14 protein-coding genes and 2 pseudogenes are annotated in these 16144 nt (G+C 62.6%); 7 read left to right on the top strand and 9 right to left on the bottom strand.

Annotated elements, in window-relative coordinates:
* A pseudogene (locus AC0L14_RS32365) lies at positions 1-788 on the bottom strand (pseudouridine synthase); the annotation flags it as partial.
* 176 nt (positions 789-964) lie between these two features.
* Here AC0L14_RS32365 and AC0L14_RS32360 point away from each other — a divergent pair.
* Entirely contained in the window at positions 965-1417 is a 453-nt protein-coding gene (locus AC0L14_RS32360) for a nucleoside deaminase (protein WP_473751915.1), read from the top strand.
* A gap of 132 nt (positions 1418-1549) precedes the next feature.
* On the opposite strand, the gene AC0L14_RS32355 is transcribed toward AC0L14_RS32360, so the two are convergent.
* Together AC0L14_RS32355 and ileS are read right to left on the bottom strand one after the other, a co-directional pair.
* Positions 1550-2224 carry a hypothetical protein gene (locus AC0L14_RS32355; RefSeq protein ID WP_473639293.1) on the bottom strand — a complete coding sequence of 225 codons (675 nt, stop codon included), beginning with the start codon at positions 2222-2224 and terminating at the stop codon, positions 1550-1552.
* A gap of 190 nt (positions 2225-2414) precedes the next feature.
* Positions 2415-5399, bottom strand: coding sequence for an isoleucine--tRNA ligase (gene ileS, locus AC0L14_RS32350; RefSeq protein ID WP_473751914.1), 2985 nt, complete (start codon positions 5397-5399; stop codon positions 2415-2417).
* Positions 5400-5457: 58 nt separating this feature from the next.
* On the opposite strand from ileS, the gene AC0L14_RS32345 reads away from it, so the two are divergent.
* From AC0L14_RS32345 to AC0L14_RS32335, 3 genes are all read left to right on the top strand, one after another.
* The gene (locus tag AC0L14_RS32345) at positions 5458-5643 is read left to right on the top strand and encodes a hypothetical protein (RefSeq protein WP_473489394.1); all 186 of its coding nucleotides are present in this window, start codon (positions 5458-5460) and stop codon (positions 5641-5643) included.
* A 65-nt stretch (positions 5644-5708) separates the two neighbouring features.
* Positions 5709-6131 (top strand): type II RES/Xre toxin-antitoxin system antitoxin, encoded by a 423-nt coding sequence (gene parS, locus AC0L14_RS32340; protein WP_473489393.1) that lies wholly within the window; start codon positions 5709-5711, stop codon positions 6129-6131.
* Positions 6132-6134: 3 nt separating this feature from the next.
* Complete coding sequence (locus tag AC0L14_RS32335) at positions 6135-6569, top strand: RES family NAD+ phosphorylase (RefSeq protein WP_473529885.1); 435 nt, start codon at positions 6135-6137, stop codon at positions 6567-6569.
* Between the two features lie 3 nt (positions 6570-6572).
* Here AC0L14_RS32335 and AC0L14_RS32330 read toward each other — a convergent pair.
* Together AC0L14_RS32330 and AC0L14_RS32325 are read right to left on the bottom strand one after the other, a co-directional pair.
* Positions 6573-7321, bottom strand: a pseudogene (locus AC0L14_RS32330) (MipA/OmpV family protein).
* 219 nt (positions 7322-7540) lie between these two features.
* On the bottom strand, positions 7541-8467 hold the full coding sequence (locus tag AC0L14_RS32325; protein ID WP_473489391.1) for an alpha/beta hydrolase: 927 nt from the start codon (positions 8465-8467) through the stop codon (positions 7541-7543).
* Positions 8468-8806: 339 nt separating this feature from the next.
* Between AC0L14_RS32325 and AC0L14_RS32320 the strand changes: the two genes are divergently transcribed.
* Positions 8807-9361: an HdeD family acid-resistance protein gene (locus AC0L14_RS32320; protein WP_473489390.1), complete on the top strand. Its 555-nt coding sequence runs from the start codon at positions 8807-8809 to the stop codon at positions 9359-9361.
* 2 nt (positions 9362-9363) lie between these two features.
* Here AC0L14_RS32320 and AC0L14_RS32315 read toward each other — a convergent pair whose 3' ends face one another.
* Both AC0L14_RS32315 and AC0L14_RS32310 read right to left on the bottom strand, forming a co-directional pair.
* Complete coding sequence (locus AC0L14_RS32315; protein ID WP_123151556.1) at positions 9364-10347, bottom strand: bifunctional riboflavin kinase/FAD synthetase; 984 nt, start codon at positions 10345-10347, stop codon at positions 9364-9366.
* A 9-nt stretch (positions 10348-10356) separates the two neighbouring features.
* The gene (locus AC0L14_RS32310) at positions 10357-11217 is read right to left on the bottom strand and encodes a TIGR01459 family HAD-type hydrolase (protein ID WP_473551664.1); all 861 of its coding nucleotides are present in this window, start codon (positions 11215-11217) and stop codon (positions 10357-10359) included.
* Between the two features lie 342 nt (positions 11218-11559).
* Here AC0L14_RS32310 and AC0L14_RS32305 point away from each other — a divergent pair, with 342 nt between their 5' ends.
* On the top strand, positions 11560-13521 hold the full coding sequence (locus AC0L14_RS32305; RefSeq protein WP_473751913.1) for a TadE/TadG family type IV pilus assembly protein: 1962 nt from the start codon (positions 11560-11562) through the stop codon (positions 13519-13521).
* 256 nt (positions 13522-13777) lie between these two features.
* Here AC0L14_RS32305 and AC0L14_RS32300 read toward each other — a convergent pair whose 3' ends face one another.
* Both AC0L14_RS32300 and AC0L14_RS32295 read right to left on the bottom strand, forming a co-directional pair.
* Complete coding sequence (locus AC0L14_RS32300; RefSeq protein ID WP_123151610.1) at positions 13778-14602, bottom strand: DUF2189 domain-containing protein; 825 nt, start codon at positions 14600-14602, stop codon at positions 13778-13780.
* Positions 14603-14773: 171 nt separating this feature from the next.
* Entirely contained in the window at positions 14774-15478 is a 705-nt protein-coding gene (locus AC0L14_RS32295) for a glutathione S-transferase family protein (protein ID WP_473751912.1), read from the bottom strand.
* A 107-nt stretch (positions 15479-15585) separates the two neighbouring features.
* Here AC0L14_RS32295 and AC0L14_RS32290 point away from each other — a divergent pair, with 107 nt between their 5' ends.
* Positions 15586-15951, top strand: a complete 366-nt coding sequence (locus AC0L14_RS32290) for a winged helix-turn-helix transcriptional regulator (RefSeq protein WP_473751911.1) — start codon at positions 15586-15588, stop codon at positions 15949-15951.
* Positions 15952-16144 lie beyond the last annotated feature (193 nt).

The following is a 16144-nucleotide window of genomic DNA, read 5'->3' as shown; positions in this document are numbered from 1 at the left end:
GCGGGGCCCCGCCGGTGGCAACGGCGCCCGCCCGCGGCTGCCGCCGCCGCGGCGGGCCGGGGGGGGGGGTGCCCCCCCGCCCCCGAGGCCCCTCGGGGCCGATCATCGCCAAAATCGCGCTTGAGCCGATCGCCGAAGTCGTGCTTGGGACGGTCGAAGCGCCTTTTTTCGCTGCGCTCGCCTTCGGCAGCCGCCGGCCGGTCGCCGCGCGGCGCGTAGGGCTTGCGCGGACCTTCGCGCTTCTCATAAGGCTTGCCTTCCGGACGCGGCCCCTTGCTGAACGGCCGGTCGCCACTCTTGAAGTCGCGCTTCGGCCGCTCGCCGCCGGCTGCCATCGGGCGGTCGCCGCGTGGCGCATAGGGTTTTCGAGGCCCCTCGCGCTTTTCATAAGGCTTGCCTTCAGGGCGCGGCCCCTTGCTGAACGGCCGGTCGCCACTCTTGAAGTCGCGCTTCGGCCGCTCGCCGTCAGCCGCCATCGGGCGGTCGCCGCGCGGGGCGTACGGCTTGCGCGGCCCCTCACGCTTTTCATAGGGCCTGCCTTCAGGGCGCGGCGCCTTGCTGATCGGCCGGTCGCCGCTTTTGAAGTCACGCTTCGGCCGCTCGCCGTCAGCCGCCATCGGGCGGTCGCCACGCGGCGCGTAAGGTTTTTTCGCGCCGAAGGACGGCTTGCCGCCCTTGCCGGCAGCGGCATCGCGACCACGCCGGCCCAACGGTTTCGGGCCGTTCTTGCCCGGGCCGTTCTTGCGCGGGCCCTTTTGGCGCGGGAATTTCTTGTCTTTGTCGTCCATGTGGCTTTTGCTCGTTTGCACTACAGCGCCGCGCGTCCGTACGGACGCGCAAAGGACGCTGTAGGACTTTGATTTGGCGCATGATCCCTTCCGAAACCGATTACGGTTTTCGGGGTCATGCGCTAGATAACAGGATCACGCCGGAGTAGCGAGGAGATAATAGGAATGGAAACCGCTTGAAGCGGCCGGATTTCATGGCGCTGGCGCTGAAGGAGGCCGAAGCCGCCGCCTTGCGTGGCGAAGTGCCGGTCGGCGCGGTCATCGCCAGCGGCGATACGGTCGTTGCCAGTGCCGGCAACCGCACCCGCGAGCTTTCCGACCCCACCGCCCATGCCGAGATGCTGGCGATCCGCGAGGCCTGCCGCAAGCTGTCGAGCGAGCGGCTCACCGGCCACGATCTCTATGTGACGCTGGAGCCCTGCGCCATGTGCGCCGGCGCCATTTCCTTCGCCAGGCTGCGCCGGCTTTATTTCGGCGCCGCCGACGAGAAGGGCGGCGCGGTGGTCAACGGCGTGCGCTTCTTCGCCTCACCGACCTGCCATCATGTGCCAGACATTTATACAGGCATGGCCGAAAGCGACGCGGCGCTGCTTCTGAAGGATTTTTTCAGAGATCGACGCGAACCGTAGCGTCGCCAGCTTTCCCTAACGCGCGTCGTGTTAGACCGGCCTCATGCGACGCGCTTTAGATTGCTGTTTTATGCATGTCGTTATCGCAAAACCGCTGCACAGTTTTGCGCGACATGCATTAGCGCTGACAGCTTACCACGGCAGCCAGTCGAACATGCCGCTCTTGTTCTTGGCGGCCGCTTCCTTCTTGAGGCGGCGTTCTTTCTTGTATTCGTCCTCGCCGATGTCGTCCACCGGCGCGGTCGCGGCAGCGGCGCGGTATTGCACCGGCGGCTCGCTCAGATATTTGCGGGTGTTGGGGTCACCCTGCTTGGCTTCGGCGAGGCGGCGCTTGACCTCGGCGGCGCGGCCCTTGTCCGAATCCGCCGGAGTCCAGGCCGGCGGATGACTGGAAGCCGACTGCGCCATCGCAGCCTTGACCGCCGTTGGATCCGTCTGGACGTCATCGACGATCTGCGCCTGGTAGTCCGGATCGTCCTGATGGAGCGTCGCCTCGGCGCGCAGGCGAGCGCGGCGTTGCTCGGGCGATTCCGGCCAATCGGCGCTTGCCGTCGCGATGCTGTCCTGCGGCGGCGGCAATTCCTTCTGTCCCGGCGCCGGCTTCACCAGTTCGGGGCGCGGCTTGTAGTCGATCTTTTCCTTGTTCTTCGGCATGACTGAAAAAGCGCTGGTGAGATCGCCGGCAAGCTGGGCGGAGGCGGTCTTGTCGGTCCCGTAGGTCGGCGAGCCCATGCAGCCGGAAAGGGCCAAGCCGGATACGACAAGCGGCGCCAGCAGCGCAACCCGCGCGCAAGTTCTTTCGGTCATGCCAAAAAGTCCCACTCTAGACAGCCTCTCGATCGCCACCGGCCAAAGGACGGTTCCCATCATCTATGCTCTTGCGACGGAAATCCGGCGACAATTTGTCGTCCGGAGTTTCGCGTGTTTACCTCAACCACTCGTTAAGGGCAACGAGCGGGGGCCGATCAGCCGCCCGCCGTGGCATTTGTGCACCGCCTTATATACGACCAAGCGCCTTCAATTCATGCAGGACCGCCGCGTCCCGCGCCGAAACGTCGGGGAATTCCCTGTCCTGCCCGACATCGGCCGTGTAGCGCCATGAGCGCGCGCATTTGACCAGGCCCCGGTCCTCGGCCTTCTCGACCACCACGGCGACGCCCTTGACGTCGTCCAGCGTGAAGGCACCAGAAGGCGCGTCGCCATGCGCAACGACCAGATCGCTGGTGATCGCCATTTCGGCCATGTCGACGTCTGATATCGCTGCTTCGAGCGCCGCATCGTCGAGCGTGACGACCGGCACCGCTTCCAGCGACGAGCCGATGACCTTCTGGGCACGTGCGATCTCCAGCGCGCCGGTGACGACACGGCGGACCTGGCGCACCTTGCGCCATTTTTCCGCCAGCACCTCGTTCTTCCAGTCAACGGGGATTTGCGGGAACTGGTCGAGATGCACCGAGACGGCGTCCGGATGACGGTCGAGCCAGGCCTCCTCCATGGTGAAGGGCAGCATCGGCGCCAGCCATTTCACCAGGCAGTCGAACAGATGGCGCACCACCTGCACGGAGGCCTTGCGCTTCACGCTGGAGGGCGCTTCGCAGTAGAGCGCGTCCTTGCGGATGTCGAAATAGAAGGCCGACAGTTCGACCACCATGAAGTCGAGCAGCGTGCGGGTGATGCGCTTGAACTCGAAGGCGTCATAGCCCGCGCGCACGACTTCATCGAGTTCGGAGAGCCGGTGCAGCATCAGCCGCTCCAGCTCCGGCATCTTATCCAGCGGTCCTTCCTCGCCATCATCATGGGCAAGCGTGCCCAGCATCCAGCGGATGGTGTTGCGCAGCTTGCGGTAGGCGTCGATGTTGGTCTGCAGCACGTTCTTGCCGAGCCGCTGGTCTTCCCAGTAGTCGGTCGTCACCACCCATAGCCGCAGGATATCGGCGCCCGACTGCTTGATGACATCCTGCGGCACGACTGTATTGCCGAGCGATTTCGACATTTTGCGCCCCTCCTCGTCCATGGTGAAACCATGGGTGACGACTGTGTCGTAAGGCGCCCTGCCCCTGGTGCCGCAGCTTTCAAGCAGCGAGGAGTGGAACCAGCCGCGATGCTGGTCGGAGCCTTCGAGGTAAAGGTCGGCCGGCCATTTCAGGTCCGGGCGATCCTCGAGAGTGAAGACATGGCTCGAGCCGGAATCGAACCAGACGTCGAGGATGTCCATCACCTGCTGCCATTTCGAAGCATCGTGGTTGCCGAGGAAACGCTCCTTGGCGCCGGCCGCGAACCATGCGTCGGCGCCCTCCTTCTCGAAGGCGTCCACGATGCGCTGGTTGACCGCCTCGTCGCGCAGAACATTGCCGTCGGCATCGGCGAAGACGGCGATCGGCACGCCCCAGGCGCGCTGGCGCGACAGCACCCAATCGGGACGCTCCTCGATCATGGCGCGAATGCGGTTCTGGCCGGCGGCCGGCACGAAGCGGGTGTCGTCGATGGCCTTCAAGGCACGGCTGCGCAGCGTCGTGCCGTCGCTCAGATCCTTGTCCATATAGACGAACCATTGCGGCGTGTTACGGAAGATGATCGGCTTCTTCGACCGCCACGAATGCGGATAGGAGTGCTTCAGCCGGCCGCGCGCGAACAGTGCGTTGCGTTTGATCAGCTCGTCGATGACCGCCTGGTTGGCATTGCCCTTCTTGCCGTTGTCGTCGATGACGCGCGCCGCTCCGCCCTCGCGGTCCGCGCCGAAGCCCGGCGCGTCCTTGGTGAAGAAGCCGGCATCGTCGACCGGAAACGGGATCGCCGTGTCGATGCCGCGTTGGCGCAGTTCCGATGCAGCGTCCGTCCAGGCGTCGAAGTCCTCGCGGCCGTGGCTGGGCGAGGTGTGAACGAAGCCGGTGCCGGCATCGTCGGTGACGTGGTCGCCGGCGAGCATCGGCACGGGGAATTCGTAGCCGCCGTTCAAACCGTTGAAGGGATGAGAAAGCGTAAGGCTTCCAAGCTCTTCGGCCGAAACGTTACGGAGACGATTCATTGTCACTTTGGCTTTGACGGCAGCCTCTTCGGCCAGCGCGTCGGCAAAGATCAGCTTTTCGCCGGGTTGCGGGCCGAAAGCATTCTCTGCTGCCGTGACCTCGTAGAGGCCATAGTTGATGCGGGGCGAATAGTTTACGGCGCGGTTGCCGGGGATGGTCCACGGCGTGGTCGTCCAGATGACGACGTGGGCCTCCAGCAAGTCCAGTGACGTCTGCGTCAGCTTTGGATCCAAGGCTGGCTGCCCATCTTCGACGTTGGTGACCTGACGAGCGAGGCTGACGACCGGAAACTTCGCGCAGATCGTATCGCTCTCATAGTCCTGGTACTCGACCTCGGCCTCGGCCAGCGCGGTGCGCTCGACAACGCTCCACATCACCGGCTTGGAGCCGCGATAGAGCTGGCCGGACATGGCGAATTTCAACAGTTCGCCGGCGATGCGCGCCTCGGCACGGAACGCCATCGTCGTATAGGGATTGTCGAAGTCGCCGACGACACCCAGCCGCTGGAATTCTGCGCCCTGCACCTTGATCCAGTGCGCGGCGAACTCGCGGCATTCCTTACGGAACTCGTTGACCGGAACCTCGTCCTTGTTCTTACCCTTGGCGCGGTATTGCTCCTCGATCTTCCATTCGATCGGCAGGCCGTGACAATCCCAGCCGGGCACGTAGTTCGAGTCGTAGCCGCGCATCTGGAACGAGCGGGTGATGACGTCCTTAAGGATCTTGTTCAGCGCGTGGCCGATGTGGATGTTGCCGTTGGCGTAGGGCGGGCCGTCATGCAGCACGTATTTTTCGCGGCCGGCGGCGTTGTCGCGCAGCTTGCGGTAGAGGTCCAAGTCCTGCCAGCGCTTGACCAGCAGCGGCTCCTTCTCGGGCAAGCCGGCGCGCATCGGGAAATCCGTCTGGGGCAGATAAAGCGTTTTGGAATAGTCGATCGTTTCAACAGTGTCGGTCATTGGGGTATCGGTCATTGGTCTGCCATATGCATTGCCCGGCGGCAAAAGAGCCCGGGCGTTGAACTATCATGATCTGGAAAAAGCGCGAGAGGCCGCGCGCAAAATTCCCGGCGGCTCCGGCGGCGGTCAGGCCGCCCGGAACACCGGGCTCGTAATTCGTATCGTCAGCGCGAAAAGGCGCGAAAAGCTCGTCATGGCTGGGCTTTTAACCGAGACAGGCGATATTGAAAAGCCCGAACTCTAGTGGTTTCCTTGCGTCATGTGCCAATTGCGCCTATATCTTTGGGCATATGGCAGCGGAGCTAAAACATGTCCAGCTTGCACATCAAGGGTCAGCCGAGCCCAAATCCAAAGGCCGAGCGTATCGGCGCCGCAATCCCGGACACCGCAACGGAACGGTTTCTCGTTCATGTCACCAGGGTCGAAGGACTTCGCCAGCGTGGCTTCAGCAATGACGAAATCTATAGGATCGTCGGCCCGCGACGGACATTGGCGCGCCGCAGGGAGCGAAACGAGACACTGACGATCGCCGAGTCCGACCGCGTCATGCGGCTTGAACGGATTTCGGCGATGGCGGATCGGGTTTTCGGTAATCACGAAAAGGCGCAGCGTTGGCTGCGCAAGCACAGCAGGGTGCTTAACGAGACACCGATCAACCTCTTGCAGTCAGAAACGGGTGCAGCGCTGGTGGAAGAAGAGCTCCATCGCATCGACCATGGCATCTTCGCCTGACATATGCGGCTCTGGCGCATTTCCGGCTACGCCGACCTGCTGGGTGTCGGTGGTTTGGTCAGCGGCGGCCGTTGGCATGTCATGGGAACACCAATTGTCTACTGCGCCGATCACCCGGCCACGGCACTTCTCGAGATACTTGTGCATGTCGACGCGGAAGACATGCCCCAGACCTATCAGCTTCTGGAGATCGAAATGCCGGATGGCGTTGCCATCACGTCTCCTGGTTTGCCTGATGACTGGAAGGACGATCTGGCCATGACACAACGGCTCGGGAGGAACTTTGTCGCTGCTGCCACCCACGCCGTCATGGAAGTTCCTTGTGCAATTGTCCCGTTCACAAGAAACTATCTCCTCAACCCGGATTTGCTGGCCCGCGACTGCATCCGTATTGTTGGCGTCACGAACCATCCGGTCGATACGCGATTGCTGGGATAGTGCTCACATCGAAAAGTCGAAGCGATACGTCGTCGAGACGCCGATCATGAACTGGTCTCTTGAGCCGCGCTCCTTGACCAGGCTGGAATCGGCCGCCGGGCCCATCAGGCGCGAATATTCGCCGAACAGGCTGGCCGTCATCGGCTCGGTCACTTTCCAGGTCACCGCGCCGCCGAGGCCGCCGACTTCACGCCGCCGCCCGGACGGTATTGGCTGAGGCCCGAAGCCACGGCTTCCTCGGCGTTAACGCCGTAGTAGGCGTCGAAATAGTCCGACGAGGCGAACGAAACGCGCGGCCCGCCCGAAATTCTGACGTCCGGCGTCACATCATAGAAGGCGTCGGCGGCGATGTCGGCGACAAAGCCGCTATGGGCGCCGCCGGCCTCGCCACCCCAGCGCACCGGGTCAAGGCCTTTCAGCTCGTCGGCGTCGTCGCCATCGCGCGAAAACAGCAATTTTCCGGCCAGTCCGGCGCGGAGGCCGCCGTCGTCGATCAACCCCAGCGAGATGTTGTCGTTGCGCGAGGTGAAGCGGGCCGCAGGACCGGCCTTGCCGAGCGAGATGATCGGCGAGGCGCTGAGCAGGTATTTCTTGCCGCCCTCGAAATTCGGCGCGACCATGCCGGTGGCGCCGACCGTCAAATACCAGTCGCCGGACAGCCAGCCCAAGGCGCCCTCACCGGCTTCGGCGGCACCGGAGGCCCCAAGTATGAAGGCGGCCAGAACCACCGGGATCGCTCGGACAGAACGCATTGGCCGACACAACCAGCCTTCACAAGCCATGGCGCCAGTTCGGTAAAATTTAACTTAATATCCGTAACATCGGCGGTGTTGGTCGTACTGTTCCGCATTGCAGTCGATTGTATGGCCCGCCAAGATTCCAGATCAAGACGTCTGGAATTCACAGCAGCTGCCATCTCGCTTTCCAGCCTGAATGTCTCGGCTGCTGTTGGAATTTGGCGATAGCCGTATTTAACCTTGGCCGCCCACCCAAGGGTTACAAATATTCACAAACATGCCCGCGCTGTGAAGAGTGCGGCGACCGGCACTCAATCCTGCATTCCAAACCGGCCAGGCGTGAATCATATGCGGCCAAATTTCGAGTCGTACTTTGACATCAGCCGCACCAGCGGCTTCCGCGAGCCGAGTTGCGTCCGACAACAGCGTCTCGGCAGAACCGACTTGTATCAGCATTGGGGGAAATCCGCTCAGATCGGCGAACAACGGCGAGATCAGGGGATCGCGCCGGCCAACGCCATGGGGAACATAGGCGGTAACCAGTTCCTCCAAATACGCCCGGTGGATGATAGGGTCGATCGCGTCCTTAGTTGATAGTGTCGCGCCGGACATCGAAAGGTCCGTCCAGGGCGAGACCAGCCAAAGAGATCGCGGTAACCGCTCGCCTGCCGCGCGCAATATACCGACCAAGCACAGGGTGAGGTTGCCGCCCGCACTGTCTCCGCCAACCACGATGCGATCCGGCGCGACCCCTTGCCGGCTCAGAAAGCGCCATGCCGTGAGCGCGTCTGCATGCTGCGCAGGAAAAGGATGTTCCGGTGCTCGTCGATAGTCGATCGCGAGGGTGCGCATTCCCATTGCTCGACCTGCCTCAGTCACCATTCGACGATGACTTTTGAGCGAGCCCGAGCAGTAGCCACCACCGTGGAAAAAGAGCAGAACCTTATCCCTGTCACTCCCAGGCGCTAGCGACCACTCTCCCTCTAGGCCGTCGAAAACCGCATCCTCGCATTGGATGTCGTCCGCAATCGGCCACACCGAACCAACCTCGTCGAGCCGCGCCCGGCGTTCGTCCCAGCCCACCGGTCGTGGCTTTGACTCCAACAAGCTGCGGACGGCGTTGATCTCCGTCAGATCGAGGTGTTCGTCCGCATCGCTCATTTTGCTTCCCTAGTCTCATCAAACGTAGAAAACGGCGGACAGCAGCAGCCACACGTCATCCATAAAGCGCCAATGCCAGCACTGGGAATTTTTCGTTACAATTGCGCCATGGCGAATACACGGGAGGACGGGGTGGCCCGTAACCCGCTCGTCATGTTTTAGCACTGCCCCCAGCACATAGTCGAATATTCCATCAGATATTTCGCCGCTTCGGATCAAAAGCGAACGTCTGGCAAGCGGATCGCTCGGGCTGTGGCGCTCGCAGCCTGCTCGCTTTACGGGCAAGCCGATCGGCGTTACCCTCAAAGCCGGCAAAGGTAACCTTGAGGGAGAAGGGCGATGGCACTGCACGGCGATGCCTTGAAAGATGCAATCGGTCAGACGCGGGCGAAATGGGGATGGTTCGTCGGGCTCGGCGTGCTGCTGCTGATCCTCGGCGGCATCGCCTTCGGCAATCTGTTCATCGCCACGGTCGCCTCGGTCTACGTCGTCGGCTGGCTGATGCTGATGGCCGGTGTCATCGAGATCATGCATGCCTTCGGTGTGAAGACTTGGAGCCGGTTCTTCTACTGGCTGCTTAGCGGTCTCCTCTATGCCGTCGCCGGGTTCTTCGCCTTCTACAATCCGCTGCTGGCCTCGGCGGTGCTGACCTTCCTGCTGGCGGTCGCCCTTCTCGCTTCAGGCGTGCTTAGGGCCTGGGTCGGGTACAAGCACAGACCGGAAAAAGGCTGGGGCTGGCTGGTGGCGGCCGGCGTCATCAGCGCGCTGGCAGGCCTGGTCATCGCCATGGGCTGGCCAGTCAACAGCGTATGGGTGCTGGGGCTGTTTCTCGCCGTCGACCTGATCTTCCAGGGCTGGGCCTTCATTGCCGTCGGCCTGGCGCTGAAGAAGTAGGTTTAAAAAGCAATGGCCGCGTCGAGCTCGGAAAGCGGGCTGACGCCGGCAAGCAGCGCCCTCGCCTCGACTTCGTCGCGCTTCATCTGCCCGACCAGCGCGTCGAGCCCGTCAAACTTCACCTCGGCGCGCAGGAAACCAAAGAAGGACACCGCGCATATCTCGCCGTAGAGATCGCCGGAAAAATCGAAAACGAAAGTTTCCAGAAGCGGCGCGCCGTTGTCATCGACGGTCGGGCGGCGACCGAAGCTGGCAACACCATCATGAAGCGTACCGTCGGCGCGACGGAAGCGGACGGCATAAATCCCTTCCTTCAGAGTGGCTTCCGGCGAAAGCCTCATATTGGCGGTTGGAAAGCCGAGCGTCCGGCCAAGCTGCTGGCCGCCGATCACCTCGCTTTCGACCGTGAAGCGGTAGCCGAGCAGGCCGGCCGCCTCGCCCACCGTGCCTTCGCATAGCAGCGCGCGGATCCGGCTCGACGACACCACCTCGGCGCCCTCGTCGCGAAACGCGTCAACCAGGGTGACGCCGAAGCCGTGGCGTTCGCCGGCCGCCATCAGATAGGCCGGGCCGCCTTGCCTGTCCTTGCCGAAGTGGAAGTCGAAGCCGGTCACGGCGTGAATGATGCCGAGATTCCTGTCCAGCACGTCGGTCACGAACGCTTCCGCCGACAGTGCGGCGAAGTCGCGCGTGAACGGCTGTTCGACGAGTGCGGCAAAGCCTAGATACGACAACAACCGTGCCTTCATCGGCGGCGGCGTCAGCACGAACAGCGGTATCTCAGGCCGGAACACCTTTCTCGGATGCGGCTCGAAGGTCAGCACCAGAGCCGGCACGCCGCGCCGGCAGGCCTCGGCAAGCGCGCGCTCGAGCACCGCCTGGTGGCCGCGGTGCACACCGTCGAAATTGCCGATCGCCACCACGCCACCACGCAAATGGGCCGGCAGCGGCGAGATTGCAGAAACGCGTTCGAAGGCTTCCGTCATCGAGCGACCCTACTGCAGTCTCGGAATGACCGCGACCGGCCAGTAGCCGTGCCTTTCCAGAAAGGCAATTAGCCTGGCCGGATCCGGTTGTAGCGTATCACCGTAGTCGCGGGCATGGATGCCGCCCGACACGTAGAGCACGTCGAAGCCGTTGTCGGCAGCACCCTTGATGTCGGTCATCATGCCGTCGCCGATGGCCAGCACGTCCGCGCGCTCCACCGGGTGGCCGAGCAAGTCGGCGATCTCCTTCATCGCGACGTCATAGACCGGGGCATATGGTTTTCCGGCGATCAGCGTCCGCCCGCCGAGTTGGGCATAGTCGCGAGCCAAGGCCCCGGCGCACCAGATCATCCGCTCGCCGCGCTCGACCACGATGTCGGGATTGGCGCAGATGAAGGGCAGGTTCCTGGCACGTAGCCGCCGCAGAAGATCGGCGTAGTCTTCCGGCTTCTCGACCTCGTCGTCGAACAGCCCGGTGCAGACCACGCCGGATGCCTCGAACTCCTCGACCAGTTCGACATCAAGCCCGTCATAGAGCGTGAAATCGCGATCGGCGCCGATATGGAAGATCCTTCGCGGGCCCTCGATGATCAGGTCGCGGGTCACATCGCCGGAGGTGACGACGCGGTCGTAGGCCTCCGAGGGAACGCCGATCGCATTCATCTGCGCCACCACATCGGCGCTGCGGCGTGGCGAATTGGTAATCAGCACCACAGGTATCTTCGCCTCGCGTGCGGTCGCCAGCGCCAGAGCCGCGGCCGGGAAATGCCGTTCGCCATTGTGGACCACGCCCCAGACATCGCAAAGAATGGCAGAATAGGCTGCCGACAAATCCGCGAGCGAGCCGATGATATCGGGCGAATCCGCCATATCGTTTCCCAGGTCATGATGGTTGCGAGCGCCGCCGCCGACGATCCGCAGCGACCGGACCGCATTAACCGAAGCTCTTGACCCTGTCACCAGCTTTCGCCGCGTTCAGCATCGCCGCCCCGAAATGAAGGCATGATCGCACGGCACAAAAATTCTCGTTTTCCAGAGCTTTACGGAGGCTCCGCGCCGGTCCAAATCGCAGGCCATGTTGCCGCCATCGGCGGCGTGGTTAACGAGCTTTGAAAAAGTGTGCCGATCTTGGACGAATTTTAGCAATCTGAAATTTAAGGATTGGTGGCATCGCTTCGCCGACAAAGGGGTTCTGGCGGGGTGCTGAAGGCAATGATCCGAAAATTCGGTAGGGACCGGCGTGGCAACTATACGCTGATGACGGTCATCACCATGGTGCCGCTCATGGGCGGCGTGGCGCTCAGCGTCGACTACTCGGAACTGCTCCGCCAGAAGCACGCTGCGTTGAACGCGCTGGACGCCGCCGGTCTCGCCACCGCTCACCAGATCGTCTCCGGCGCAAGCGACGACGCCGCCAAGGCCTATGCCAAGACTTTCTTCGAAGCCAATCTCGGCCCCGTCGATCCGGCCAATACGTTGCTTACCGTCACCCTCCCCAACAACAATGCGGGTGGCGGCACGTTGAAGCTCTGCAGCGCCCTGACGTACCACCCCTATTTTCTGCCGGCCGCCGCCATGCTGATGGGCGGCGGGACCACCAGCGATACAACCTTCACCGCGTGCTCGGAAATCCGCCTCAAGAACACGCTGGAAGTAGCCCTTGTGCTCGATAATTCCGGCTCGATGAATAATCTGGGTTCCGGCACCGGCCAGATGCGGATTGATCTGCTGAAGACTGCCGCCAAGCAGCTTGTCGATACGTTGGCGCTGCAGGCACAGCAGATGAAGCAGGTCAGCAAACCGGTGCAGTTCTCCCTCGTGCCGTTCGCGGCTTCGGTCAATGTCGGTCCCACCCGTGACCAGGATGGCTGGATGGACCAGGACGGCATCTCCCCGATCCAGCACGAGGACTTCGACTGGACGACGATGACCCCCGCCAACGATCCAGACAAATACGCTGAGAAGCTCAACGGCGTCTGGTACAAGCGCGGCGCCGGCTGGGGTGACAGCGAGGATCAACCACTGACCCGCTTCAGCCTTTACGCCGACATCACGGTCGAGTCTGGCCGCGAAGAAGTGCCTAACACGAAACAGTATATCTGCGACACCTATAACAAAAAAGGCAACTGCAGCAGCGGCCACTGGACCACCCCGGAATATATCTACACCACCAGCCGCTATGCGAGTTGGCAGGGTTGCGTCGAGGCGAGGCCATACCCGTATAATAACGACGACACGACGCCGAACACCGCCACGCCTGCCACGCTGTTCGTGCCGATGTTCGCACCGGACGAGGCTGGCACCCTCTGGCTCGATTTCAACCGCGACGGTGTCAACGACGTCGACATCACGTCGTATAATTACGGCAACAACTGGTGGGCCGACTGGCCCTATTTCACCGACCTCCCAACCGCTTCGCAGCGGCAGTCGGACATGCGCAAGTATTTCCTGGTCAAGCCTTACGGTTCGAAGTCGGCTGCCTCGGGCGACGGCCCGAATTCGTCCTGCACGACCAACCCGATCACGCCACTCAAAGACGTCAGCCAGATTGCCCAGAAGGAGGAGATCAAGGACGCCATCGACGCCATGGCGCCGAACGGCAACACCAACGTGCCGGAAGGCCTTGCCTGGGGCTGGCGGACGGTATCGAGCAACGAACCTTTCACCGAGGGCCGGCCGAACACCGAAAGGGGCAACGACAAAGTGGTCATCGTGCTGACCGACGGCGCCAATACCTACAGCGCCGTCAGCGACAGCCTCTATGCCAGTAACAGGTCGACCTACGCCGCTTACGGTTACACCGGCCTGACATATCCGGGGTCTGGAAGCGTGACGCGCCTGTTCATGAACACCAGCACCGACATCGGCAAGACCACCTATACCGGCGCCAACTACACCGCCGCGCTGGACGAGCAGATGCAGACCCTTTGCGGCAACGCGAAGAATTCGAACATTCTCGTCATGACCGTCGCGCTCGACCTGTCGACCACCGATGCTGGCGACAAGAAAGCACTCGACGCGCTGAAGGCATGCTCGTCGGACTCGCGCTTCCGCATGGATCCCACCGATCCGACCAAACCGGCCAAGCTGTTCTGGAACGCGACCGGGGCGACGCTGTCGGACAATTTCAAGGAAATCGCCAACGAATTGTCGAACCTGCGCATCTTCGGCTGAAGGCGCGCCATCGCACAGAAATAACAGGCTGGCGGGACAGCGCCCCCCTCTGGCCTGCCGGCCATCTCCCCCACACGGGGGAGATGGCAGCTTCTGCGCCTCGCCTCTTCTGCGGCGTTGGAGATTGGCGAAAGCCGTGCCGACATCCGATCTCCCCCCTCGTGGGGGAGATGTCCGGCAGGACAGAGGGGGGCGCGAAGGATCGCGACCGAACAGCTTTGTTCTGGGCCACTGCATTCTTCGGCTGTTAACGCGCCTACATCGGCCGCCGGTCCTGCTGCGCCCGCTCCGGTTCGACGACCCTGCGATAGAGATGCCACGTGGCATGGCCAAGCACCGGCATGACGACGGCGAGCCCGGCAAACACCGGGATCGAGCCGATGACCAGCAGCACCGCGACGATCAGGCCCCACAGCGCCATCTGCAGCGGGTTTGTCATCACCGCCCTTGCCGATGTCTCGATTGCCGAGACCGCGCCGACATCGCGGTCGAGCAGCAGTGGGAAAGCGACGACTGTGGTCGCCAGCACGATCGCGGCGAAGACGAAACCGGCCGCATTGCCGAGCAGGATCAGCGTCCAGCCTTTGGGCGTTGTCAGCACCTCGCGCACAAAGCCGCCGATCGAGGCCGGCGGCTGATTGCCGAACAGGCCGGTGTAAATCGATTGCGCGGTGTACAGCCAGAGCAGGAACAGTGCCACCAGCATAGCGCCGATGACCGCGATCGCCGGCAGCGCCGGCGAGTGGCGCACGTCGAGCGCGTGCCACCAGGACGTGTCCATGCCGAGTTCGCGGCGGCGGCTGATCTCGTAGAGACCAATCGCGGCGAACGGTCCAAGCAGGGCGAAGCCGGACATCAAGGGATAGATGAGCTGGATGGCGTTGGCGCCGGATGTCCATTGCGCCAAGATCAATCCGACCACCGGATAGATCAGGCATAGGAACACGTAATGCGATGGCTTTGCCCAGAAATCCTCGACGCCGAGCCGCAGCACATCCATCAGATCCGCCGTGGTGATGCGCCGCACCCTGGGCTGCACGTGCATCCCACGCGCGTCCGACATGACATGAAAGCTGGCCATAACCATTCTCCCGTATCCGGGGGCGGCCACCGCCAGGATGGCCGCCCGTAGCTGCCACTTCAAGAGCGATGGCATGATAGCCGAATTTGATGTGCTTGTCGCGAATCGGGTGGTGTTGGAGCGAACGCCGCGCGGCATAGGGCGTGTTCGTGCCGCGCGGCTGAAAAGAGGCTAGGCGCCAAATCGTTCAAGGACCCCGGCCAGCGGAATATGGCCAAGGCAGGCGCCCGAACCCGCCGGCTTTTCGCCGTCCTCGATGGCCTGCGCATATCGCACGTCCGGATCGCTTTCGATCCGGCGGCGCAAGGCGGCCAGTTTGGGGTAAGCCGCCCCGTCGACCGCCTGGTGAAATTCCGCCCAGCGCGCCACGCCAATCAACGTGGTGTCGGCAAGCGTCAGTCGATCGCCGACCAGAAAGGCGGTGTCGACGATCATCGCCTCAAGCCGGTCATGGCGCTCAGTAACGGCCTTGCGGCCGAAGTCGCGCAACGTCGCCAGCAGGACCGGCTCGGCCGATTCCATTTCATATGCAGCCCAGAGCGGGGTGAAAGCGGCGGTGAAACCGGTGTTCACGAAAGCCATCAGCTGATGCATCCGGTCAGCTTCCGGCGAGCGAGGATCGAAGCTGATGCGACGTTGCGTGTCGCGGGCTTCGAGCCAGGCGGCAATCGCCATGGTCTCGGTGAGCACTCTGCCTTCGTCCGTGATCAACACCGGCGTTTCCTGACGGCCGTTGATGCGGGCATAGGCGTCGTTCTTCATTTCGGTGAGCATGTCGACGCGACACAGGCGGTAGGGCTGTCCGACGCGTTCAAAAGCAGCGACAAGCCCCATCGAACTTCCCGCCGGGACGCCGTAAAGGAGGATAGGTTCCATTTCTTTGTCTCTTCCATGTTTAGGGATCACGCTGCGCAGCGAAGCTTGACCCTAAACGCTGGTCGTCCCATGTAAATTACGCACTATTCTGTAACCAGGGACCCGCCATGAAAGATGTCGTCTCAAGCTGCCCGATCGAAGAGACCATGCGTGTGCTCAGCGGTCGCTGGCCGACCTTGCTGCTCTACTACCTCAAGGACGGGACCAAGCGCTTCAGCGACCTGATGCGTGACAACCCGACCGTGTCGCACCGCATTCTGGCGCTGGAACTGCGCAAGCTGGAGGAAGCCGGGATCGTGCGTCGAACGGCGTATGCCGGCTATCCGTTACGCGTGGACTATGATCTCACGGCAGCGGGTCTCAAGCTTGTGCCGCTCATCGACGCCCTGGGCGACTGGTGGCAAGATACCGAGGACGATCGGGCCGGCGGGGTCTCATCGACGGCGGAAACGAAGCTGGACACAGCGGCCTAGCCAGCGCTGAGAACCTGACGCTTGCAACCATAGGCTGTGCAACCGCTTTGGGTCGGATCTGCCGTCCGGGCCGGAATACCGGATGCGCGCGCAGCGCCAGAAGTTGCCTTCTGGCCAACACTCGCTACCTGCGGAATTTCGCCAAACAACACATGTGCGTTAACCCTTCGCAGCACCAAATCACGTTTTTGGT

The organism is Mesorhizobium sp. WSM4841 (assembly GCF_055811515.1).
Note: the sequence above shows the minus strand (reverse complement) of the source record. Positions and strands in the feature narration are given on the sequence as shown.